This window comes from Solimonas sp. K1W22B-7 (assembly GCF_003428335.1).
Classification (GTDB): domain Bacteria; phylum Pseudomonadota; class Gammaproteobacteria; order Nevskiales; family Nevskiaceae; genus Solimonas_A.
On sequence record NZ_CP031704.1, the window covers coordinates 538,482 to 557,146 of the forward strand.

15 protein-coding genes and 4 tRNA genes are annotated in these 18,665 nt (G+C 67.9%); 13 read left to right on the forward strand and 6 right to left on the reverse strand.

The window, feature by feature from the left end; genetic code table 11:
- The first annotated feature begins 37 nt into the window (after window positions 1-37).
- Both glmS and D0B54_RS02655 read left to right on the forward strand, forming a co-directional pair.
- Window positions 38-1,867 (forward strand): glutamine--fructose-6-phosphate transaminase (isomerizing), encoded by a 1,830-nt coding sequence (gene glmS / locus D0B54_RS02650; protein WP_117288924.1) that lies wholly within the window; start codon window positions 38-40, stop codon window positions 1,865-1,867.
- A gap of 13 nt (window positions 1,868-1,880) precedes the next feature.
- Window positions 1,881-2,780 carry an AEC family transporter gene (locus D0B54_RS02655; RefSeq protein ID WP_205527250.1) on the forward strand — a complete coding sequence of 300 codons (900 nt, stop codon included), beginning with the start codon at window positions 1,881-1,883 and terminating at the stop codon, window positions 2,778-2,780.
- Between the two features lie 90 nt (window positions 2,781-2,870).
- On the opposite strand, the gene rimO is transcribed toward D0B54_RS02655, so the two are convergent.
- Window positions 2,871-4,226 (reverse strand): 30S ribosomal protein S12 methylthiotransferase RimO, encoded by a 1,356-nt coding sequence (gene rimO / locus D0B54_RS02660; protein ID WP_117288926.1) that lies wholly within the window; start codon window positions 4,224-4,226, stop codon window positions 2,871-2,873.
- 40 nt (window positions 4,227-4,266) lie between these two features.
- A complete protein-coding gene (gene rmuC, locus D0B54_RS02665) occupies window positions 4,267-5,691 on the reverse strand; it encodes a DNA recombination protein RmuC (protein ID WP_117288928.1) in 1,425 nt (474 codons plus the stop codon).
- A gap of 74 nt (window positions 5,692-5,765) precedes the next feature.
- Between rmuC and D0B54_RS02670 the strand changes: the two genes are divergently transcribed.
- The 7 genes from D0B54_RS02670 (at window position 5,766) to D0B54_RS02700 (ending at window position 10,779) form a co-directional block, all read left to right on the forward strand.
- A tRNA-Arg gene (locus tag D0B54_RS02670) sits at window positions 5,766-5,842 on the forward strand.
- Window positions 5,843-6,062: 220 nt separating this feature from the next.
- Window positions 6,063-6,731, forward strand: a complete 669-nt coding sequence (locus D0B54_RS02675) for a CsgG/HfaB family protein (protein ID WP_117288929.1) — start codon at window positions 6,063-6,065, stop codon at window positions 6,729-6,731.
- A 27-nt stretch (window positions 6,732-6,758) separates the two neighbouring features.
- Window positions 6,759-7,139: a DUF4810 domain-containing protein gene (locus tag D0B54_RS02680; protein ID WP_205527251.1), complete on the forward strand. Its 381-nt coding sequence runs from the start codon at window positions 6,759-6,761 to the stop codon at window positions 7,137-7,139.
- The gene (locus tag D0B54_RS02685; RefSeq protein WP_117288931.1) at window positions 7,136-7,810 is read left to right on the forward strand and encodes a DUF799 domain-containing protein; all 675 of its coding nucleotides are present in this window, start codon (window positions 7,136-7,138) and stop codon (window positions 7,808-7,810) included. The genes D0B54_RS02680 and D0B54_RS02685 overlap by 4 nt, the downstream gene beginning before the upstream one ends.
- A gap of 270 nt (window positions 7,811-8,080) precedes the next feature.
- On the forward strand, window positions 8,081-9,739 hold the full coding sequence (locus tag D0B54_RS02690) for a DUF1631 family protein (protein WP_162932151.1): 1,659 nt from the start codon (window positions 8,081-8,083) through the stop codon (window positions 9,737-9,739).
- A 16-nt stretch (window positions 9,740-9,755) separates the two neighbouring features.
- Window positions 9,756-9,832 (forward strand) — tRNA-Arg (locus D0B54_RS02695).
- Between the two features lie 305 nt (window positions 9,833-10,137).
- A complete protein-coding gene (locus tag D0B54_RS02700) occupies window positions 10,138-10,779 on the forward strand; it encodes a hypothetical protein (RefSeq protein WP_162932152.1) in 642 nt (213 codons plus the stop codon).
- 216 nt (window positions 10,780-10,995) lie between these two features.
- Here the strand turns inward: D0B54_RS02700 and fusA are convergent, their stop codons facing one another.
- Together fusA and D0B54_RS24120 are read right to left on the reverse strand one after the other, a co-directional pair.
- A complete protein-coding gene (gene fusA / locus D0B54_RS02705; protein WP_117295007.1) occupies window positions 10,996-13,029 on the reverse strand; it encodes an elongation factor G in 2,034 nt (677 codons plus the stop codon).
- Between the two features lie 92 nt (window positions 13,030-13,121).
- Window positions 13,122-13,265, reverse strand: coding sequence for a hypothetical protein (locus tag D0B54_RS24120; RefSeq protein ID WP_162932153.1), 144 nt, complete (start codon window positions 13,263-13,265; stop codon window positions 13,122-13,124).
- Between the two features lie 395 nt (window positions 13,266-13,660).
- Between D0B54_RS24120 and D0B54_RS02710 the strand changes: the two genes are divergently transcribed.
- The 4 genes from D0B54_RS02710 (at window position 13,661) to D0B54_RS02725 (ending at window position 17,156) form a co-directional block, all read left to right on the forward strand.
- Window positions 13,661-13,736, forward strand: a tRNA-His gene (locus D0B54_RS02710).
- A gap of 13 nt (window positions 13,737-13,749) precedes the next feature.
- Window positions 13,750-13,824, forward strand: a tRNA-Lys gene (locus D0B54_RS02715).
- A gap of 78 nt (window positions 13,825-13,902) precedes the next feature.
- Window positions 13,903-15,822: a SurA N-terminal domain-containing protein gene (locus D0B54_RS02720; RefSeq protein ID WP_117288938.1), complete on the forward strand. Its 1,920-nt coding sequence runs from the start codon at window positions 13,903-13,905 to the stop codon at window positions 15,820-15,822.
- Between the two features lie 74 nt (window positions 15,823-15,896).
- The gene (locus tag D0B54_RS02725) at window positions 15,897-17,156 is read left to right on the forward strand and encodes a dicarboxylate/amino acid:cation symporter (protein ID WP_117288939.1); all 1,260 of its coding nucleotides are present in this window, start codon (window positions 15,897-15,899) and stop codon (window positions 17,154-17,156) included.
- Between the two features lie 78 nt (window positions 17,157-17,234).
- Here D0B54_RS02725 and D0B54_RS02730 read toward each other — a convergent pair whose 3' ends face one another.
- Complete coding sequence (locus tag D0B54_RS02730; RefSeq protein ID WP_117288941.1) at window positions 17,235-17,729, reverse strand: YcxB family protein; 495 nt, start codon at window positions 17,727-17,729, stop codon at window positions 17,235-17,237.
- A complete protein-coding gene (locus tag D0B54_RS02735; RefSeq protein WP_117288943.1) occupies window positions 17,726-18,508 on the reverse strand; it encodes an enoyl-ACP reductase FabI in 783 nt (260 codons plus the stop codon). The genes D0B54_RS02730 and D0B54_RS02735 overlap by 4 nt, the downstream gene beginning before the upstream one ends.
- Window positions 18,509-18,665: the final 157 nt, after the last annotated feature.

Here is an 18,665-nt window from a genome sequence, read left to right on the forward strand (position 1 = left end):
GGGCCGGCCACCAGAGCACAAGAGACAAGGATTCCCCATGTGCGGCATCGTCGGTGCGGTAGCTCAGCGTAACGTCACCCCCATCCTGATCGAGGGCCTCAAGCGCCTCGAGTATCGCGGCTACGATTCGGCGGGCGTCGCCGTCATCGATGCGGTGGGCCAGCTGCACCTGACGCGCGCGGTCGGCAAGGTCGCGCAGCTCGAAGCGGCGCTGGTGCAGGCGCCGAACAACGGCGGCACCGGCATCGCCCACACGCGCTGGGCCACCCATGGCGTGCCGGCGGAGCGCAACTCGCATCCGCACGTGTCCGGCGACGTCGCCCTGGTGCACAACGGCATCATCGAGAACCACGACGAGCTGCGCGCCGAGCTCAAGGCCAAGGGCTATGCCTTCAGCTCGGAAACCGACACCGAGGTTGTCGCGCACCTGGTGCACGAGCAGATGAAGCAGGGCGCCGGCCTGCGCGCCGCCATGATCGCGGTGCTGCCGCGCCTGCACGGCGCCTACGCGCTGGCCGTGATCTGCGGCCGTGATCCGGGCCGCATGATGCTGGCGCGCAAGGGCAGCCCGCTGGTGATCGGCATCGGCATCGGCGAGCACTTCGCCGCCTCCGACGCCCTCGCGCTGCTGCCGGTGACCAACCGCTTCGTCTACCTGGAAGAAGGCGACGTTGCCGAGATCCGCACCGACGGCTATAGCATCATCGACACCCAGGGTCGTGCGGTGGAGCGCAAGCTGCACGTCTCCAGCCTGAGCTCGGACGCCGTGGACAAGGGCAGCTACCGGCACTTCATGCAGAAGGAAATCTTCGAGCAGCCGACTGCCCTGGCCAACACCCTGGAAGGCCGCCTGTCCGACGGCCGCGTGCTGGAAGCCTGTCTCGGCCCCAAGGCCGGCGAGCTGCTGGCGCGGATCAAGCGCGTGCGTCTGGTGGCCTGCGGCACTTCCTCGCACGCCGGCATGGTGGCGCGCTACTGGTTCGAGCAGATCGCCAAGGTGCCCTGCCAGGTCGAACTGGCCAGCGAGTTCCGCTATCGCGATCCGGTGATCGAGCCCGACACGCTGTTCATCACCATCTCGCAGTCCGGCGAAACCGCCGATACGCTGGAAGCGCTGCGCCATGCCAAGGGCAAGGACATCGCCGCCTCGCTGGTCGTCTGCAACGCACCCGAGTCCTCGCTGGTGCGCGAGTCCGACATCGCGCTGATGACGCATGCCGGTCCCGAGCGCAGCGTCGCCAGTACCAAGGCCTTCACCACCCAGCTGATGGCGCTGGCCCTGGTGATGCTGCTGCTGGCGCGCCGCAACGGCCTGTCGCCCGAGGCCGAGCGCCGCTACGTCAAGGCACTGGAGTCCGCTGCCGGCGTGGTCGAGGCCGTGCTGCGCCAGGACCAGCAGCTGCAGAAGCTGGCCGAGCGCCTGATCCACAAGCAGCATGCCCTGTTCCTGGGGCGCGGCTCGATGTCGCCGGTGGCGATGGAGGGCGCGCTCAAGCTCAAGGAAATCTCCTACATCCACGCCGAGGCCTACGCCGCCGGCGAGCTCAAGCACGGCCCGCTGGCCCTGGTCGACGAGCACATGCCGGTGATCGCCGTGGCGCCCAACGACGAGCTGCTGGAGAAGGTGAAGTCCAACCTGCAGGAAGTCGCCGCGCGCGGCGGTGAACTCATCGTGTTCGCCGACCGCGAGGCCGGCTTCAAGGACGCGCCGGGCGTCACTGTCATCGGCATGCCGCACGCCGACGAGCTGATCGACCCCATCGTCTACACCGTACCGCTGCAGCTGCTGGCCTACCACGTCGCCGTGCTCAAGGGCACCGACGTCGACCAGCCGCGCAACCTGGCCAAATCGGTCACGGTCGAGTAAACGCGGGCCCGTCGTGACGCCGATCCTGTTGCTGCTGGTCTGCCTGACGCTCGGCGCGCTGATCGCACGCTTTGCGCATCCACCCATGGGCCTGCCGCAGGGACTCAACTGGTGGGTCATCAACATCGCGCTGCCGGCGCTGGTGCTGGAGCTGATCCCGCGGCTGCACTTCGACCCGCAGCTGTGGTTCCTGGTGGTCACGCAGTGGCTGGTGTTCATCGGCGCGGCGCTGGTGTTCCAGCTGCTTGGCGGCGCTCTCGGCTGGAGCCGAGCGCGCATCGGCTGCATGATCCTGATGACAGGCCTGGGCAACACCTCCTTCGTCGGCTTCCCGCTACTGGAAGCCCTGCGCGGCCGCGAGGGCCTGGCCCTGGGTGTCGTCGCCGACCAGCTCGGCTGCTTCGTCGCGCTCGCCGTCGGTGGCGTGCTGGTGTCCGCGATCTACTCGGGCAAGCAGCCGAAACCGCGCGAGATCGTCATGCGCGTGGCCTTGTTTCCGCCCTTCCTGGCCCTGGTCGCCGGCGTGTTCGTCGGCCAGTTCGTCGGCTGGCCTGGCCCCGCGGAGGAGGTGCTGCACCGTGTCGGCCAGACCCTGGTGCCGCTGGCGCTGTTTTCGGTGGGCCTGCGCCTGCGCCTGCAGTTCGGCGGCGGTCAGGCCGCGCCGCTGGCGCTGGCCCTGGGCTGGAAGCTGCTGATAGCGCCCCTGATCATGCTGGCCCTGGGCCTGACCACCGGCGTGACCGGCCTGGTGCTGACCATCGGCGTGCTGCAGGCCGCCATGGCCCCGATGATCTCCGCCGCGATCCTCTGCGACCAGCACCACCTGGACCCGCCGCTGGCCAACACCATACTCGGCAGCGGCATCCTGCTGTCGCTGGTGACGGTGCCGCTGTGGAGTTACCTGCTGGGCTAAAGACAGGCAGTCCGCGAATGAGCGCAAATCAACGCGAATGCTTTATTTGCGTCTATTCGCGTTCATTTGCGGACGAGAGGTTTTTTGCCGTTACACCACTTCCGCGTTCAGGTCGTACTCGCTCGCCTGGATCACCCGCGCCGTCACGATCTGCCCCGCGCGCAAGGGCTGGTCGGTGGACAGATAGACCTTGCCGTCGATCTCCGGCGCATCCGCCTTGCTGCGGCCCACCATCACGCCGCTTTCCTCGTCGAGGCCGTCCACCAGCACCTCGATCTCCTCGCCGATCTTCTCTTTGAGCTTGGCCTTGCTGATCTTCTGCTGCAGCTGCATGAAGCGCGCATGGCGCTCGTGCTTGACCTCGTCCGGTACCGCGCCGGGCAGGGCATTGGCGGTGGCGCCTTCCACCGGCGAATACTCGAAGCAGCCGACGCGGTCCAGCTGTGCTTCCTTGAGCCAGGACAGCAGTTCCTCGAAGTCCTTGTCGGTCTCGCCGGGGAAGCCGACGATGAAGGTGCTGCGCACGGTGAGATCAGGGCAGATCTTGCGCCAGGCGGCCAAGCGCTCCAGCGTGTCCTCGGCCGCAGCCGGGCGCTTCATCGCCTTGAGCACACTGCGCGAAGCATGCTGGAAGGGGATGTCGAGATAGGGAAGGATCTTGCCCTCCGCCATCAGCGGGATGATCCCGTCGACGTGCGGGTAGGGGTAGACGTAGTGCAGGCGCGTCCACAGGCCGAGTTCGCCCAGGCCGTTGCACAGGTCCAGCAGCGAGCTCTGGTATTCCTTGCCGCGCCAGGCTCCGCCGGCGTACTTGCGGTCCACGCCGTAGGCACTGGTGTCCTGCGAGATCACCAGCAGTTCCTTGACGCCGGCCTTGGCCAGCTTCTCGGCCTCCACCAGCACCTCGTTCACCGGCCGCGAGTTCAGGCGGCCGCGCATCGAGGGGATGATGCAGAAGCTGCACTTGTGGTTGCAGCCCTCGGAAATCTTCAGGTACGCGTAGTGCCGCGGCGTCAGCTTGATGCCCTGCGGCGGCAGCAGGTCGAAGAAGGGATCGTGCGCCGGCGGCACCGCCGCGTGCACCGCCTTCATCACGCTGCCGAAATCCTGCGGGCCGCTGATCGACAGCAGGTCGGGATACTTGTCGCGCACCACCTGGGCCTTGGGCCCGGTGCCCATGCAGCCGGTGACGATGACCTTGCCGTTTTCGGCCATGGCCTCGCCGATGGCGTCCAGCGATTCCTCCACCGCCGAGTCGATGAAGCCGCAGGTGTTGACCACCACCACGTCGGCGGCGTCATAGCTGGGCACGGTTTCGTAGCCCTCGGCGCGCAGCTGGGTCAGGATGCGTTCGGAGTCGACCAGCGCCTTGGGGCAACCCAGGGAGACAAAACCGACTTTGGGACTCTTTGCCTTCGCGCGGGCAGGCGTACGCGGGGTGGACATGTGCAGCGGGACTCCGGACAAGGCCGTATTTTAACAGGCCCTAGGACTCGGCATCCCCGTCCGGGGCGATGGCCGGTACCCCGGGCCCCTCCGGCAGGGCCTCGACGTCGCGCAGGCTGCGGCTGATGGCGCGGCTGCGCACATTGGTCTGCTCGATATGGTTGCTGGCCTCGTCGAGCTTCTTCTTGACCTTGTCCAGCACCTCGCCGAACTTGCCGAACTCGGCCTTTACCGCCCCCAGCACCTGCCAGACCTCGCTGGAGCGCTGCTCGATCGCCAGCGTGCGGAAGCCCATCTGCAGGCTGTTGAGGATCGCCAGCAGGGTCGTGGGCCCGGCGACGTTGACGCGGTACTCGCGCTGCAGCGCCTCGAACAGCCCCGGCCGGCGCAGCACCTCGGCGTACAGACCCTCGGTCGGCAGGAACATGACGGCGAAGTCGGTGGTGTGCGGCGGGCAGACGTACTTTTCCATCAGCTTGGCCTGGGTGCGGACGGCGCGTTCCAGCTGCGCGGCCGCGGCCTTGGTGGCCTCGGTATCCGAGCGGTCCTGGGCCTCTACCAGCCGCTCGTAGTCCTCGCGCGGGAACTTGGCGTCGATCGGCAGCCACATCGGCACGTCGTCGCCGGCACGGCCGGGCAGGCGGATGGCGAACTCGACTCGCTCGTTGCTCCCGGGCCGCACGGCGACATTGGCCGAGTACTGCTCGGGCGTCAGCGCCTGTTCCAGCAGGGCACCGAGCTGGCCCTCGCCGAAGATGCCGCGCGCCTTGACGTTGCCCAGCACCCGCTTCAGGTCGCCCACTCCGGTGGCCAGTGTCTGCATCTCGCCCAGGCCCTTGTGCACCTGCTCCAGGCGCTCGCTGACCAGCTTGAAGGACTCGCCCAGGCGCTTTTCCAGCGTCTCGTGCAGCTTCTCGTCCACCGTCTGGCGCATCTGCTCCAGCTTTTCGGCGTTCTCGGTGCGCAGCGCCAGCAGGCCGGCCTCCACCACGGCGCGCAGGGTTTCGGCCTGGCGTGTCTGGGTTTCCACCAGCTGGGCCAGGGCCGCGCGCTGGGTTTCGCCGAAGCGCTGCAGGCCCTGGGCCTGCTCTTCGCGGGTGCTGCCGGCCTGCGCGACGAACTGCTGCTGCGTCTCGGCCAGGCGCTGGTTCTGCAGGCGCAACTCGGCGGCAAAGCCGTCCAGGCGTTCGGCCACCACGGTGCGCAGACTGTCCTGCTGGCTGTGCAGCTGCTGGCCGAAGCCGCCCAGCAAGCCGGTCAGCTCGCCGCGCTGCGAACGCGCCAGTTCCGCGGCCTCGCGGCGGGAATTGGCCGCTTCCTCGCGCGCCGTGCGCTCCCCGCGCTCGAACAGTGGCTCCAGCGAGCGCGAGTCGTCGTTCGACCGGCGCCGGGCGAGCAGGCCGCCGATGTAGGCGCCGAACAGGGCGCCGGCCAGGCTCAGCAGGGGGATCAGCCAGGGATTCATGCGTGAATTCTAGCGGTTATCGACCGGGGACCAGGGAGGCGTGGCATCATTGGAGTTGCACCGAATGCAAGTCTGCGCCTGTAGCTCAGTTGGATAGAGCATCGACCTTCTAAGTCGAGGGCCGGGGGTTCGATTCCCTCCAGGCGCGCCATATTCCCGGGACCATCGCTAATGCAATCTCACCCCCGACCCTGCGGGCCGGAGGTTGTTCGGCCCATCCCTGGGCCTCACCCTTCGCTGCGCTCAGGGCTAACGCTCGAATCCGCTCCTGCGGATTCGTCGATTCCCTCCAGGCGCGCCATATTCCCCCCTGTGGCTGCCCCTCATGGCCGCCCTGGCATCCCTTCCTCACCGTTCCAAGGACTCACTCCATGAAGAAGCTGTCTTCGGGTATCGCGCTGGCGGCCATCCTGGCCCTGGCCGGCTGTGCCACCGAAAGCCACCGCACGCTGGAAGTCGCCAAGGTCGAATCGGCCGGCACGCCTTGGCGGGGCGCGCGCAGCCCGATCTCCGTGGGCAAGTTCGACAACCGCTCCAGCTACATGCGTGGCATCTTCTCCGACGGCGTCGACCGCCTCGGCGGCCAGGCCAAGACCATCCTGGTGACGCACCTGCAGCAGACCGGCCGCTTCAACGTGCTGGACCGCGACAACATGGCCGAGATCGGCCAGGAGGCCAAGCTCAAGGGCACGGCGCAGAAGCTCAAGGGCGCCGACTACGTGGTCACCGGCGACGTCACCGAGTTCGGCCGCAAGGAAGTCGGCGACCAGCAGCTGTTCGGCATCCTCGGCAGCGGCAAGGAGCAGATCGCCTACGCCAAGGTGAACCTGAACATCGTCGACGTCGGTACCTCCGAGGTGGTGTTCTCCTCGCAGGGCAGCGGCGAATACAGCCTCTCCAACCGCGAGGTCATCGGCTTCGGTGGCACCGCCAGCTACGACTCCACGCTCAACGGCAAGGTGCTGGACCTGGCGATCCGCGAGGCCGTGAACAACCTGGTCCGGGGCGTCGAATCCGGTGCCTGGACGCCGTCGAAGTAAGCCGCGGCGGGATTGGGGGAACGGGGAATGATGGAAAAAGGAATCCGGCGCGCCGGCCATGGGCTGGCGGTGCTGCTGGCAGCCACGCTGGCGGGCTGCGTGACGCCGCAGAAGACGCTGTATTACTGGGGCGACTACCAGCCGGTGGTCTACTCGCACTTCAAGGGCGACTCGCCGGAAGCGCAGCAGGTCCGGCTGGAGCAGATCGCACAGCGCGCGCAGTCCAGGGGCGAGGCCCTGCCGCCCGGCTTCAACGCGCACCTGGGCCTGCTGTACCTGAACACCGGGCAGCTGGACAAGGCCAGGGGCGCCTTCGAGGCGGAAGAAACCCTGTTCCCGGAAGCCAAGCCCTACATGGATTTCCTGCTCGCCCGGTTAGCGGCGCGGAAAGTCGGAGACGCACGATGAACGCCCTGCGCGCTGCCGCCGCATGCTGTGCCGCCGTGCTGCTGCTGAGCGGCTGCGTCACCCCGCCGGGCTACGACTACACGGCCTTCCGCCAGAGCCGCCCGCGGTCGATCCTGGTGCTGCCGCCGGTCAATACCTCGACCGCCGTGCAGGCCAGCCACAGCCTGATGTCCTGGGTCACCCAGCCGCTGGCCGAATCCGGCTACTACGTGTTGCCGGTGACCCTGGTCGAAGAGACCTTCCGCCAGAACGGCCTCAGCAATCCGGCCGAGATCGTGGACGTGCCGCCGGCCAGGCTGCGCGAGATCTTCGGGGCCGACGCCGCCCTGTATATCCAGGTGCGCCAGTACGGCACGGTCTACCGCGTGATCCAGAGCGAAAGCGTGGTGACCGCCGACGCCCGCCTGGTGGATCTGCGCAACGGCGCCATCCTGTGGGCCGGCTCGGCCAGCGCCTCCAGCGCCGAGAATCGTGGCGGCAACTCGCAGGGAGGGCTGGTCGGCCTGCTGGTCGAGGCGGTGATCCACCAGATCATCGAGAACGTCAGCGATGCCAGCCACGACATGGCGGCGGTGACCAGCGCGCGCCTGCTGTCCGCGGGCCGGCCCGCCGGAATCCTCTATGGCCCGCGCTCGCCCCGGTACCAGCTGGACGGTACCCCGGCCCCCTGAGGCCCGGGGGTGCGGCCCGAAGGGTCGGGGAGTGCCTGACGCACCAGGCGCGGAACCCGGCCTTGCGGCCGTGACCGGAACAACCGGATACTGCGGGTGCCGGCGGGAGACCGGCATAGAGCGGTTGCCAAGCAGCAGCCACGGGCGCAGTGAGGGCGGAATACCCAGTATGCAAAAGCAAAAGTGCCGTCGACGGCCGGGATGGGGGCGCGCTTCCTGCGGCCCGCAGTTTCCGTTGCGTGCGCGGCTTGCCGGGACCGTGATCACGCAATGACCAAGGGCAGCCTACCCGGCGATCCGAAGGCCGCTCCGCCATCGATGCAGCAGGCCGCGCACCTCAAGCGCCTGGGCCTGGCCGCCGGCGAGGAGCTGCGCAAGACCGTCCGCAGCACCCTGACCGACCTGTTCGCCGCCTTCGTCCAGCGTCTCCCGGCCGACTTCACCGAACTGGCTTTCGGTGCCAGCGACCTGCAGGTGCAGCATGCCTTCGGCGAACTGGCGATGCTGGTTGCCGAAAAGGGCGCGGGCTGGCTGGAAACCTATGTCCAGCGCGTCGACGAGGCCCTGACCGGTGGTGAGGCCGCACGCCGCGAAGTGCCGGGCGAGCCCCGCAATTCCGAGGCCGCGGTGCAGTCCGCCAACGCCGAGCTGCGTGCCGAATCCCTGCACCGCAAGACGGTCGGCGAGCTCGATGCCCGCGTCGATCGCCTGCGGCTGCTGTTGTACATCCCGATCTACACCCGCGCCGTGGCTCCGGCGAGCCTGGTCCGCACCCTGCAGGAAACCGCCACCGAAATCGGCTGGCCGGCGTCGCAGCGCCAGGCGCTGTTCCAGCGCTTCGACCAGGCGGTGGTGCCGCAGCTCGGCCAGCTCTACGAGTCGCTGATCGCCTCGATCAAGGTGATCAGCACCGCTGCCACCCGCGCCAGCCAGGAGGGCCCGGCACAGCCTGCCGCACCGGCCCCGGCCGCTGCGCCTCCGCCTTCGCCTCCGATCGCGCCGCCGATGCCGGTGGCACCGGTGATCAAGCGCGAGCTGGTGCCGCCGCCCCAGATCGACCCGAACACGGTGTCGATGCTCAAGAACTTCGCCGGCAACGCGATCGACGGCGCCTACACCGACGGCTCCCTGGCCGCCGACCTGTTGAGCCTTACCGGCCCGCATTCGATCCCCGGCGTGGCCGACGACCAGCGCTGGGTGCCGCTGCAGCGCATGTCGCTGGCCGGGCGCTTCATCAACGAGGCGATCGCCGATGCCATGCTGCCGGAGGAGTTCCGCTCCCAGCACGAGTCGGTGCGCTTCCCGGTGGTCAAGTCGGCGCTGGCCGATTCCACGCTGTTCACCGCCGCGACCCATCCGATCAACAGCCTGGTCAACGACCTGATGCTGAAGTCCGCCACCTCGCGCCTGACCGGCAACGCCGAGGCGCGGCGCGCAGTGGAGCGCCTGCAGCAGGTCCTGGTGCAGTTCGACCTGGCGCCGGAATTCGTGCGCGAGGCGATGCTGACCCAGGCTCCGATCGACGAGGCACAGATCCAGAAGTTCTTCGAGTGGAAGAAGGAAGAGGCCGAGGCGCGCCGCCAGGCCATCCTCGGCGAGGTGCGGCGCCTGGTCATGCGCCAGGTCGAGATGGCCACCTTCGGCCGCAACGTGCCCGAGCCCGCCATGAAGTTCCTGACCTCGGCCTGGGGCCCGCTGCTGATGAAGCGCCTGCTGCAGCATGGCGCCGAGCATGACCAGTGGAAGCAGGGCCTGAAGCTGATGGAGGAGCTGATCGACGAGGTCGACCAGCCCTTCCCCGACCAGGACACCGAGCCCTGGGACAAGCTGATGAAGACCCTGACCGACGGACTCATCGCCATCGGCATGGCGGCCGAACGCATTGCCGCCTCGATCAGCGGCTTGCAGGCGGCGCGGCCGGGCAGCTGAGTTTCTATCTGTTAAAGCGCCCGTAGCTCAGTTGGATAGAGCATCTGGCTTCGAACCAGAGGGCCGGGAGTTCGAGTCTCTCCGGGCGCACCATTTCAGCCTTCACAGGCATCGATGTGAAGAAATTCAAGAACTGGACCTTTGCGGTCAACAAGGATTGCCAGGGCACCGGCTACTTCAACCTACCCTTCCAGGTCGCCGGATAGCCCAGCGCTGAGCACATCCAGTATCCGCTGCATCATCGGGATGCGGATCAGTCCAAGTATCCTCCGGAGCCCAGTGTGGGCGAGAACTACGCCATCATCGGCCGCGTGCGCGGCCATGGTGGGGACGACGATTGAAGTGAACGGCCATTCTGTGCTGGAATGCGCGGCGCCTATCGTCGGAAAAAGGGAAACATGAAGAGACTGGTTTGGGTTGTCCTGCTCGGGTTGGTGTCGTGTGGCGGTGGCGGTGGCGATTCGGGAGATATGAAAAATCTTTCCGAGGACCCGGCGCTGAGAATGCTCTATGACGCGATGGACTCGGCGAACAACAAGTCATCGACGGAGACACAGGGTGCATTTGATAGCCGAGTCGCAGCCTTTGCAGCAGGATTGACGGGCTATACCTCTTCGGAGGCGGCCAACGCTACCTACGACGCCGCGAGCAAGGAACTGCGCATCTCGATCCCCGCGCAGATTTCCGAGGGAACGCCTGACCTCCTGACGCCGTTCTATCGTGGATTTACTGTGATGTCCGCGCGTAACACAGCTGGATACGAGACCGAGCGGCGCAATGTGGTTGGCCCGGATGGAAAAACGCGCACGCTGAGCTACTACGCGATCGTCACCATGGAGCCGGCCGAAGCCGACAGGATTCGGAAGAGCTTCCGCGCAAACTACACCTACTCGTTCAACAGCGCCGACGTGCTGGGCGCCGCCTGGGTCTGCGTCAGTGCAGGCAACAGCAACTGCAGCTTCAGAATCAGTGGCGGCGTCACCAGTGTCGAGGTCCGCAATACGGCGGACAACAAGGACTACCCGCAGGGCGGCCCATAGTCGCGGATTCCAGAGCTTTCACAGCCAGGTCGCAGCGACTCCTTTGCCGCGATCGAAGCAAGCTCGGCGCGTATTTCCGGGCGCGTGCGGACAAGCCCATTGAATGGACGGTCACCGACTTCGCCATGATTCAGGGCCGGGAGTTCGAGTCTCTCCGGGCGCACCATTTTCTGCGGGGCGGCAAAAAGGGCGCGGGTTGCCCCGCGCCCCTTGCCGCTACCGGGCCAGCACCCGGTTCGTGACGGCCGCCGGTGCGGCGGCATAGTGGCCGAACTGCATCGTGAACTGCGCCCTGCCCGAAGACAGCGAACGCAGCGTGCCGATGTAGCCGAACATCTCGCCCAGCGGTACCCAGGCTTCGACGACCACCGCGTTGCCGCGATGGGCCTGCGCGCGGATTTCGCCGCGGCGCCGGCTGAGGTCGCCGATGCAGTCGCCCAGGTAATCCGGCGGCGTCACCACTTCCACCGCCATCACCGGTTCCAGCAACAGCGGGCCGGCCTTCATGAAGGCCTCGCGGAAGGCCGCCGCCGCCGCCAGCTCGAACGCCAGCGCCGACGAATCCTTCTCGTGGAAGCCGCCGTCCAGCAGCGTCGCCTGCAGGTCCACCGCCGGGAACCCGGCCAGCACACCCGCCTCGGCCGCGCGCCGCACGCCCGCTTCCACCGCGGGGATGAACTCCCGCGGGATCGCGCCGCCGCTCACGCGGTCCTCGAAGCGCAGGCCCTCGCCGCGGGGCAACGGCTCCAGCCGCAGCTTCAGCTCGGCGAACTGCCCGGGGCCGCCGGTCTGCTTCCGGTGCACATGCGTCACCTCCCTGAGGGCGGAGATCGTTTCGCGGTAGGCCACCTGCGGCCGGCCGACGACGACGTCCACCCGATGCCTGCTGCGCAGCTTTTCGAGGCTGACCTCGAGCTGCAGTTCGCCCATGCCGGACAGGATGGTCTGCCCCGTTTCCGGGTCCTGCCGCAGCCTCAGGCTGGGGTCCTCGCGGCACAGCGCCTGCAGGGCCTTGCCCAGGCCCTGCTGGTCCGCCTGCGTGCGCGGCTCGATGGCCACGTCGATCACCGGTTCCGGCACCTCGATCTTCTCGAGCAGCAGCGGATGCGCCGGGTCGCTCAGGCTGTCACCGGTGAGGGTGTCCTTGAGCCCCAGCACGCCGGCGATGTCGCCGGCCTCCAGCGACTCGCGCTCCTCGCGCTTGTCGGCGTGGATCTCGTACAGGCGCGAGACGCGCTCGCGCCGGCCGTTGCTGGCGTTGAGCACCGTGTCGCCCGGCCGCAGCCGCCCGCGGTACACGCGCACGAACACCAGCGTGCCGTGGTCGTCGCTCACCACCTTGAAGGCCAGCGCCGCCAGCGGCCCGTCGGCATCCGCGCCGGCCAGGGCTTCGTCCTTGCGGACTTCGCCCGGGGCCGGCAGGTAGGCCACCACCGCGTCCAGCAGCGGCTCGACGCCCTTGTTGCGGAACGCCGAGCCCGCCAATACCGGCACGAAAGCGCCGGACAGCGTGCCCTTGCGGATCGCGCCACGCAGTTCGTCCGCCGTCAGTGCCTGGCCTTCGAGCCAGGCCGGCAGCAGGCTTTCGTCCTGCTCGGCCGCAGCCTCTTCCAGCGCCGCGCGGTACTGCCGCGCCAACGCCTGCTGCGATTCCGGGATGTCGCCCACCGCGTAGCCCGCCCCGGCCTTGTCCGAGGCCCAGACCAGCGTGCGCATGCCGACCAGGTCGATCACGCCGCGGAAACCTTCTTCGCGGTCGTCTGCGGCCAGCGGCAGCTGCAGCAGCAGCGGCCGGCCGCTGAGGCGTTCCCGCATCATGCCGACCGTGCGCAGGAAATCCGCGCCGACGCGGTCGAGCTTGTTGATGAAGGCCAGCCGCGGCACGCCGTACTGGTCGGCCAGGCGCCAGTTGGTCTCGGTCTGCGGTTCCACGCCGGCGACGCCATCGAATACGACGACGGCGCCATCGAGCACGCGCAGCGAACGGTTCACCTCGATGTTGAAGTCGATGTGGCCGGGCGTGTCGATCAGGTTGATCTGCACGCCGTTCCAGAACACCGTGGTGGCGGCGCTGTTGATCGTGATCCCGCGCTTGCGTTCCTGCGGGTCGAAGTCCATCACCGTGGTGCCGCTGTGGACCTCGCCGACGCGATGGGTCGCCCCCGCGTAGTAGAGGATGCGTTCGGTGGTGGTGGTCTTGCCGGCATCGACGTGGGCGATGATGCCGATGTTGCGGAGTTGCCTGTTCATCTGGAGTCCTTCGGACCCCGCGCCGGTGCTGGCGGCGGAGGGGCCCAGCATGCGTGGGTCTGGCCGCCCTCCATGCGTTCGCGCAGGCAGGGTCAGCCGCTGTCTTGCTGGCGGATGCCGGTACCGCCCGGGGCGGTCGCGGAAATCCGGGTGCCGCGCTCGCCGGAACCCGGGCGCAAGTGTCCCGTGGCCCGGCGGGCCTCAATTCCGGCACTGAACTTGGCGGTGATGCGCATGACAGGAACTCCAGACAACAAAAAACCCCGGGGGCCAGGCCTCCCGGGGTTGGGTACGGAAGGCCGCCGGCCTCCCGCCATTGGAAGACCGGTTCAGACGGGCACGGCGCGAAGGCCGGCGGCCGGGCGCGACTGCGCCGGACGCGGGGTCGCGCCAGAACCAGTTATTTTCAGTACTCCGGTCTTCACAAGATTCATCCTTGATCCAAGGGCCCCGGCGGGGGATCCGCCGGGGCCGGGATTCTCTGCCTGGCCGCCTTTGAATGCAATATGGGGTCTCGAGCGCCCGGTAAAAGTGCTTCGGAGCCCGGTCCCTCAAAAAGGCTTTGGACTCCGGAAGAGTTCTGGTATTATTCGCGGCCCTGAGTTTCCCCGGGTAGGGAAATTCACCAATGGTGGCCGTAGCTCAGTTGGTAGAGTCCCAGATTGTGATTCTGGTTGTCGCGGGTTCGAGCCCCGTCGGTCACCCCAAAATCGGTCGTATGGGTTGCTAGCTCAATGGTAGAGCAGCTGACTCTTAATCAGTAGGTTCGGGGTTCGAGTCCCTGGCAACCCACCATACGTATGTCGACAAAGCCCGGCTCTGACCGGGCTTTGCCGTTTTGAGCTTCTGTCAGACGAAAGAGTTGAGGAACCCATGCTTCAACAGATCCGTGACCGCACCAGCGGCCTTGTCGCAGGCTTCATTGTTGCCCTGCTCGTCGTTCCGTTCGCCTTCTTCGGCATCGAGACCTTCAGCGGCGGCGGCGGTGACCCCGTCGTAGCCAAGGTCGGCAAACAGAAGATCCACCAGTCGCAGTTCGACAACACCTACGAACAGCGCTTCCGCCAGTACGTCTCGCTGATGGGCGAGGGCTTCAAGCCGGAGGAGTTCAACAAGGCATCCTTCCGCAAGCTGGTGCTGGACGACATGACCCAGGAGGCGATGCTGCGCCAGTTCGCCGACAAGAACGGCTACCGCGCCAACAACGCCGTGCTGTTCGACTACCTGAGCCGCATCCCGGCCTTCCAGAAGGAAGGCAAGTTCGACACCGAGACCTACCGCTCGATGCTGTCGCGCCAGGGGCTGCAGCCGGAAGGCTTCGAGGAACAGATCCGCAACTCCATCGCCATCGAACAGATGCGCGGCGGCGTGCTGGAAACCGCGTTCGTCACCGACGCCGACGTGCAGCAGGCCTGGCGCCTGGCGATGCAGGACCGCGTGGTGGAGTACGCCGTGTTCGACAACGCCAGGTACCTGGCCCAGGCCAGCGTCAGCGAGGAGCAGGTCAAGGCGCGCTACGAGCAGAAGAAGGCGGAGCTGATGGCGCCGGAGCGCATCCGCCTGGCCTACGTCGAGCTGTCGCAGGAGGCGCTGGCCAAGTCCGCGGCCCCGGGCCAGGACGTGCTCAAGGCGATCTACGATGCCGAGAAGGCTTCGCGCTTCACCACCCAGGAACAGCGCAAGGCCAGCCATATCCTGGTCAACATCGGCGCCGACAAGGCGGCCTCGAAGAAGAAGGCCGAAGGCCTGGCGGCGCAGGTCAAGGGCGGCGCCAGCTTTGCCGACGTGGCCCGTGCCAGTTCCGACGACACCGGGTCCAAGGACAAGGGCGGCGACCTCGGCTGGGTCAAGCGCGGCCAGATGCCGGAGAGCTTCGAGAAGGAGCTGTTCGACCTCAAGTCCGGTGAAGTGGCCGGCCCGATCGAGACGGAGTTCGGCTGGCAGCTGATCCGCCTGGACGAGCTGAAGGCCTCCGTGACGCGGCCCCTGGCCGACCCGGAAGTGCAGCAGGAACTGGTCACTCTGTACCAGAACCGCGAGCTGCAGAAGCGCTTCCAGGAGCTGGCGGAGAAACTGGAAACCCTGGCCTTCGAGAACAACGCCTCGCTGGACCCGGTGGCCAAGGAACTGGGCCTGCAGGTGCAGACCACCGACTGGGTCACCCGCGGCGTCGGTGCCGGCATCGCTGCCAACCCGGCGGTCATGCAGGCGGCCTTCCTGCCGGAAGTGCTCAACGGCACCGAGAACAGCAAACCCATCAGCGTCGGCGACAGCAAGCTGGTGGTGGTCCGCAAGGCCGAGTACCAGCCTGCACGCCAGCGTCCGCTGGCCGAGGTGGCCGACGGCCTGCGCGAGGAACTGCGTGCCGAGGTCGCCAAGACCCAGGCCCAGGCCGATGCCAGGAAACTGCTGGCCGAGCTGCGCGCCGGCAAGCCGCTGACCGAGACGGTGGCCGCCGCCGGCGCCGAGCTGCGCCAGCCGGGTGCGATCAAGCGCATCCAGCAGGGCGAAGACCCGGTGCTGCTGCAGACCGTGTTCAAGCTGCCGCGCCCCGCCGCCGGCAAGCCGCAGTACAGCGAGATCGTGCTGGGCAGCGGCAACGTCGCCGTGCTGGCGCTGACCGAGGTGCGTGATCCGACGCCGCCGAGCGCGCAGGAACTCACCCAGCTGCGTCCGCGCCTGCGCGAGATGCAGGCCGGCGCCGAGTTCACCGCCTACCAGAAGGCGATCGGCGAGAAGGTGGCGATCAAGATCGTCAACCCGCCGGCCGAGGCGCCGGCACCGGTCGAGTAGTCCCGCTTTCATTGCATCCCGGACCGCCCGTAGTTCAGTCTACGGGCGGTCTTTTCATTTCCGGGGTCTTCGGCATGAAGCTGCACTGGCAGATCGCGATCGCATTGGCCCTGGCCCTGGTCGCCGGCATGACGATCGGCGAGGCGCCCTGGTTCCTGCAGACCTGCGCCTTCTTCGGCACGATCTTCCTCAACGCGCTGAAGATGCTGATCGTGCCGCTGATCGTCTCGGCGATCATCTGCGGCCTGGCAGGCATCGGCGACAGCCGTACCCTGGGCCGCATGGGCTGGCACACGCTGCTGTTCTACATGGGCACCGGACTGCTGGCGATCCTCACCGGCCTGCTGATGGTCAACCTGTTGTCCCCCGGCATCATCGACGGCGTGCCCGCGGCGCAGCGCCTGGGACTGGCGGCGGACACCGGGCAGGTGGTCGCCGGCGTGCGCGACCGCGGCACCGGCGACCTGCTGGCGGTGCTGCAGCGCCTGGTGCCCGCCAATCCCATCGGCGCCGCGGCCGACGCCGACATGCTCGGCGTGGTGACCTTCACCCTGCTGTTCGCCTGGGCCCTGGCGCAGCTGCCGGAGGCCACGCGGCGCACGCAGCAGGAATTCTGGCAGGGCGTCTACCAGGCCATGCTGCGCATTGCCGACCTGGTGATGCGTTTCGCGCCGCTGGGGGTCTTCGCCCTGGTCGGCGGGGTCGTCGCCAAGACCGGCCTGGCCGCGCTGCGGCCGCTGGCGGTGTTCTTTGTCGCGGTGGTGCTGGGCCTGCTGGTGCACGCGACGATCACCCTGCCGCTGGTGCTGCGCCTGGTGGCGCGGGTCTCGCCGCTGGCGCATTTCCGCGCCGTGGGCCCGGCCCTGCTCACCGCCTTCTCCACCAGCTCCTCGAACGCCACGCTGCCGCTGACCCTGTCCTGCCTGCGCGAGCGTGCCGGCGTGTCCGAGCGCGTCACCGGCTTCGTGCTGCCGATCGGCGCCAACGTCAACACCGACGGCACCGCGCTCTACGAGTGCGCCGCCGCGCTGTTCATCGCCCAGGCCTACGGCCTGGAACTGGGCGTGGCCACGCAGTTCACAGTCGTACTGATGGCGCTGCTGACCTCGGTCGGCGTGGCCGGCATCCCCTCGGCCAGCCTGGTGGCGATCGCGCTGATCCTGGGCGCCATCGGCCTGCCGCTGGAGGGCGTGGGCCTGATCCTGGCGGTGGACCGCGTGCTCGACATGTGCCGCACCACGGTCAACGTGCTGGGCGATACGGTGGCCACGGTGACGGTGGCGCGGCTGGATGGGGAGGATGTGCTGCAGCAGCGGAGCGCAAGTCCTTTGTAGGAGCGGCTGTCAGCTGCGAGGGCCGGTTGTCATGGTAGACACCCTTCGCGGCTGACAGCCGCTCCTACAGGGTGTCGGTTACTGCTGCGAACCGACGCGGTCCCGCAACAGCGCCGTGAACGCGTCGAAATCCTCCGCCCGCGCGAAGAACGCGGCCGGTACCAGGTAGAAACCGCTCTCCACCGGGTACAGCAGCACCAGCTGCCGGCTGCCGCGCCAGCGCCCGATCTGGTCCCAGCGCAGCGCCTGCTCGCGGCCGCCGCGGTCGAAGCGCAGGCCTTCTGCGTCGATCGCGATGCGCACCGGGCGCGCGATGGCGGGATTGGCGCGGTAGCGTCGGCGTGCGCGCCAGGGCATCACCAGCACCACGTAGCTGGCCAGCGCGGCGCAGGTGCTGAGCAGCACCGGCGAGCGGGTCAGCGCCAGACCGACGACGCAGCCGGCGACCAGCAGGCCGAGAGCGGCCAGGGGCAGGGGACCGGGGCGCAGGTGCAGGAACTGCGCGGCGACGTAGTCGCCCTCGCCGATGCGGCCCTGCGCCCGCAGGGCCGTCGCGACGACGGCTTCGCTCACTCGATGCTCATGCCCATGACGTTGTAGCCGGCGTCGACGTAGAGGATCTCGCCGGTGATGCCGGAGGCCAGGTCCGAGCTGAGGAAGGCGGCGGCATTGCCCACTTCCTCGATGCTGACGTTGCGCTTCAGGGCGGAGGCCTTCTCGGCCGCCGACAGCATGCCGCGGAAGCCGGTGATGCCGGCCGCGGCCAGCGTCTTGATCGGGCCGGCGGAGATGCCGTTGACGCGGATGCCCTGCTCGCCGAGATCGGCCGCCATGAAGCGCACGTTGGCTTCCAGCGAGGCCTTGGCCGGGCCCATGACGTTGTACATCGGCACGGCGCGCACGGCGCCCAGGTAGGTCAGCGTCAGCAGCGAGGCCTTGCGGCCCTGCATCAGAGGACGCGCGGCCTTGCCCAGCGCGGCGAAGGAGTAGGCCGAGATGTCATGCGAGATGCGGAAGCCCTCGCGCGTCACCGCGTCCAGGTAGCGGCCCTGCAGCTGCTCGCGCGGTGCGAAGCCGATCGAGTGGATCAGCACGTCCAGGCCGCCCCACTGCTTCTGCAGCTCGGACATCACCTCGTCGATCTGCGCGTCTTCCACCACGTCCAGCGGCATCACGATCTTGCTGCCGACGCTGGCGGCGAATTCCTCGACGCGCGACTTCAGGCGCTCGCCCTGGTAGGTGAAGGCCAGCTCCGCGCCTTCACGGTGGAAGGCCTCGGCGATGCCGGTGGCGATGGAGCGGTCGCTGGCGACGCCGGTGATCAGCGCCTTCTTGCCGGAAAGGAAACCCATGGCTAGTCCTGCTCTTTTGGTCCTGAGGGGAGCCCAATGATAAACGGGGGAGGCCCCGGAAAGGCCACCCCCGTAGGGACTACAGGAACACAAGCGTTCGCCGGATCCGGGTTTTGCGGCCTCCGCCGGGGGATACAGAACGATCGGATGGTTCGGG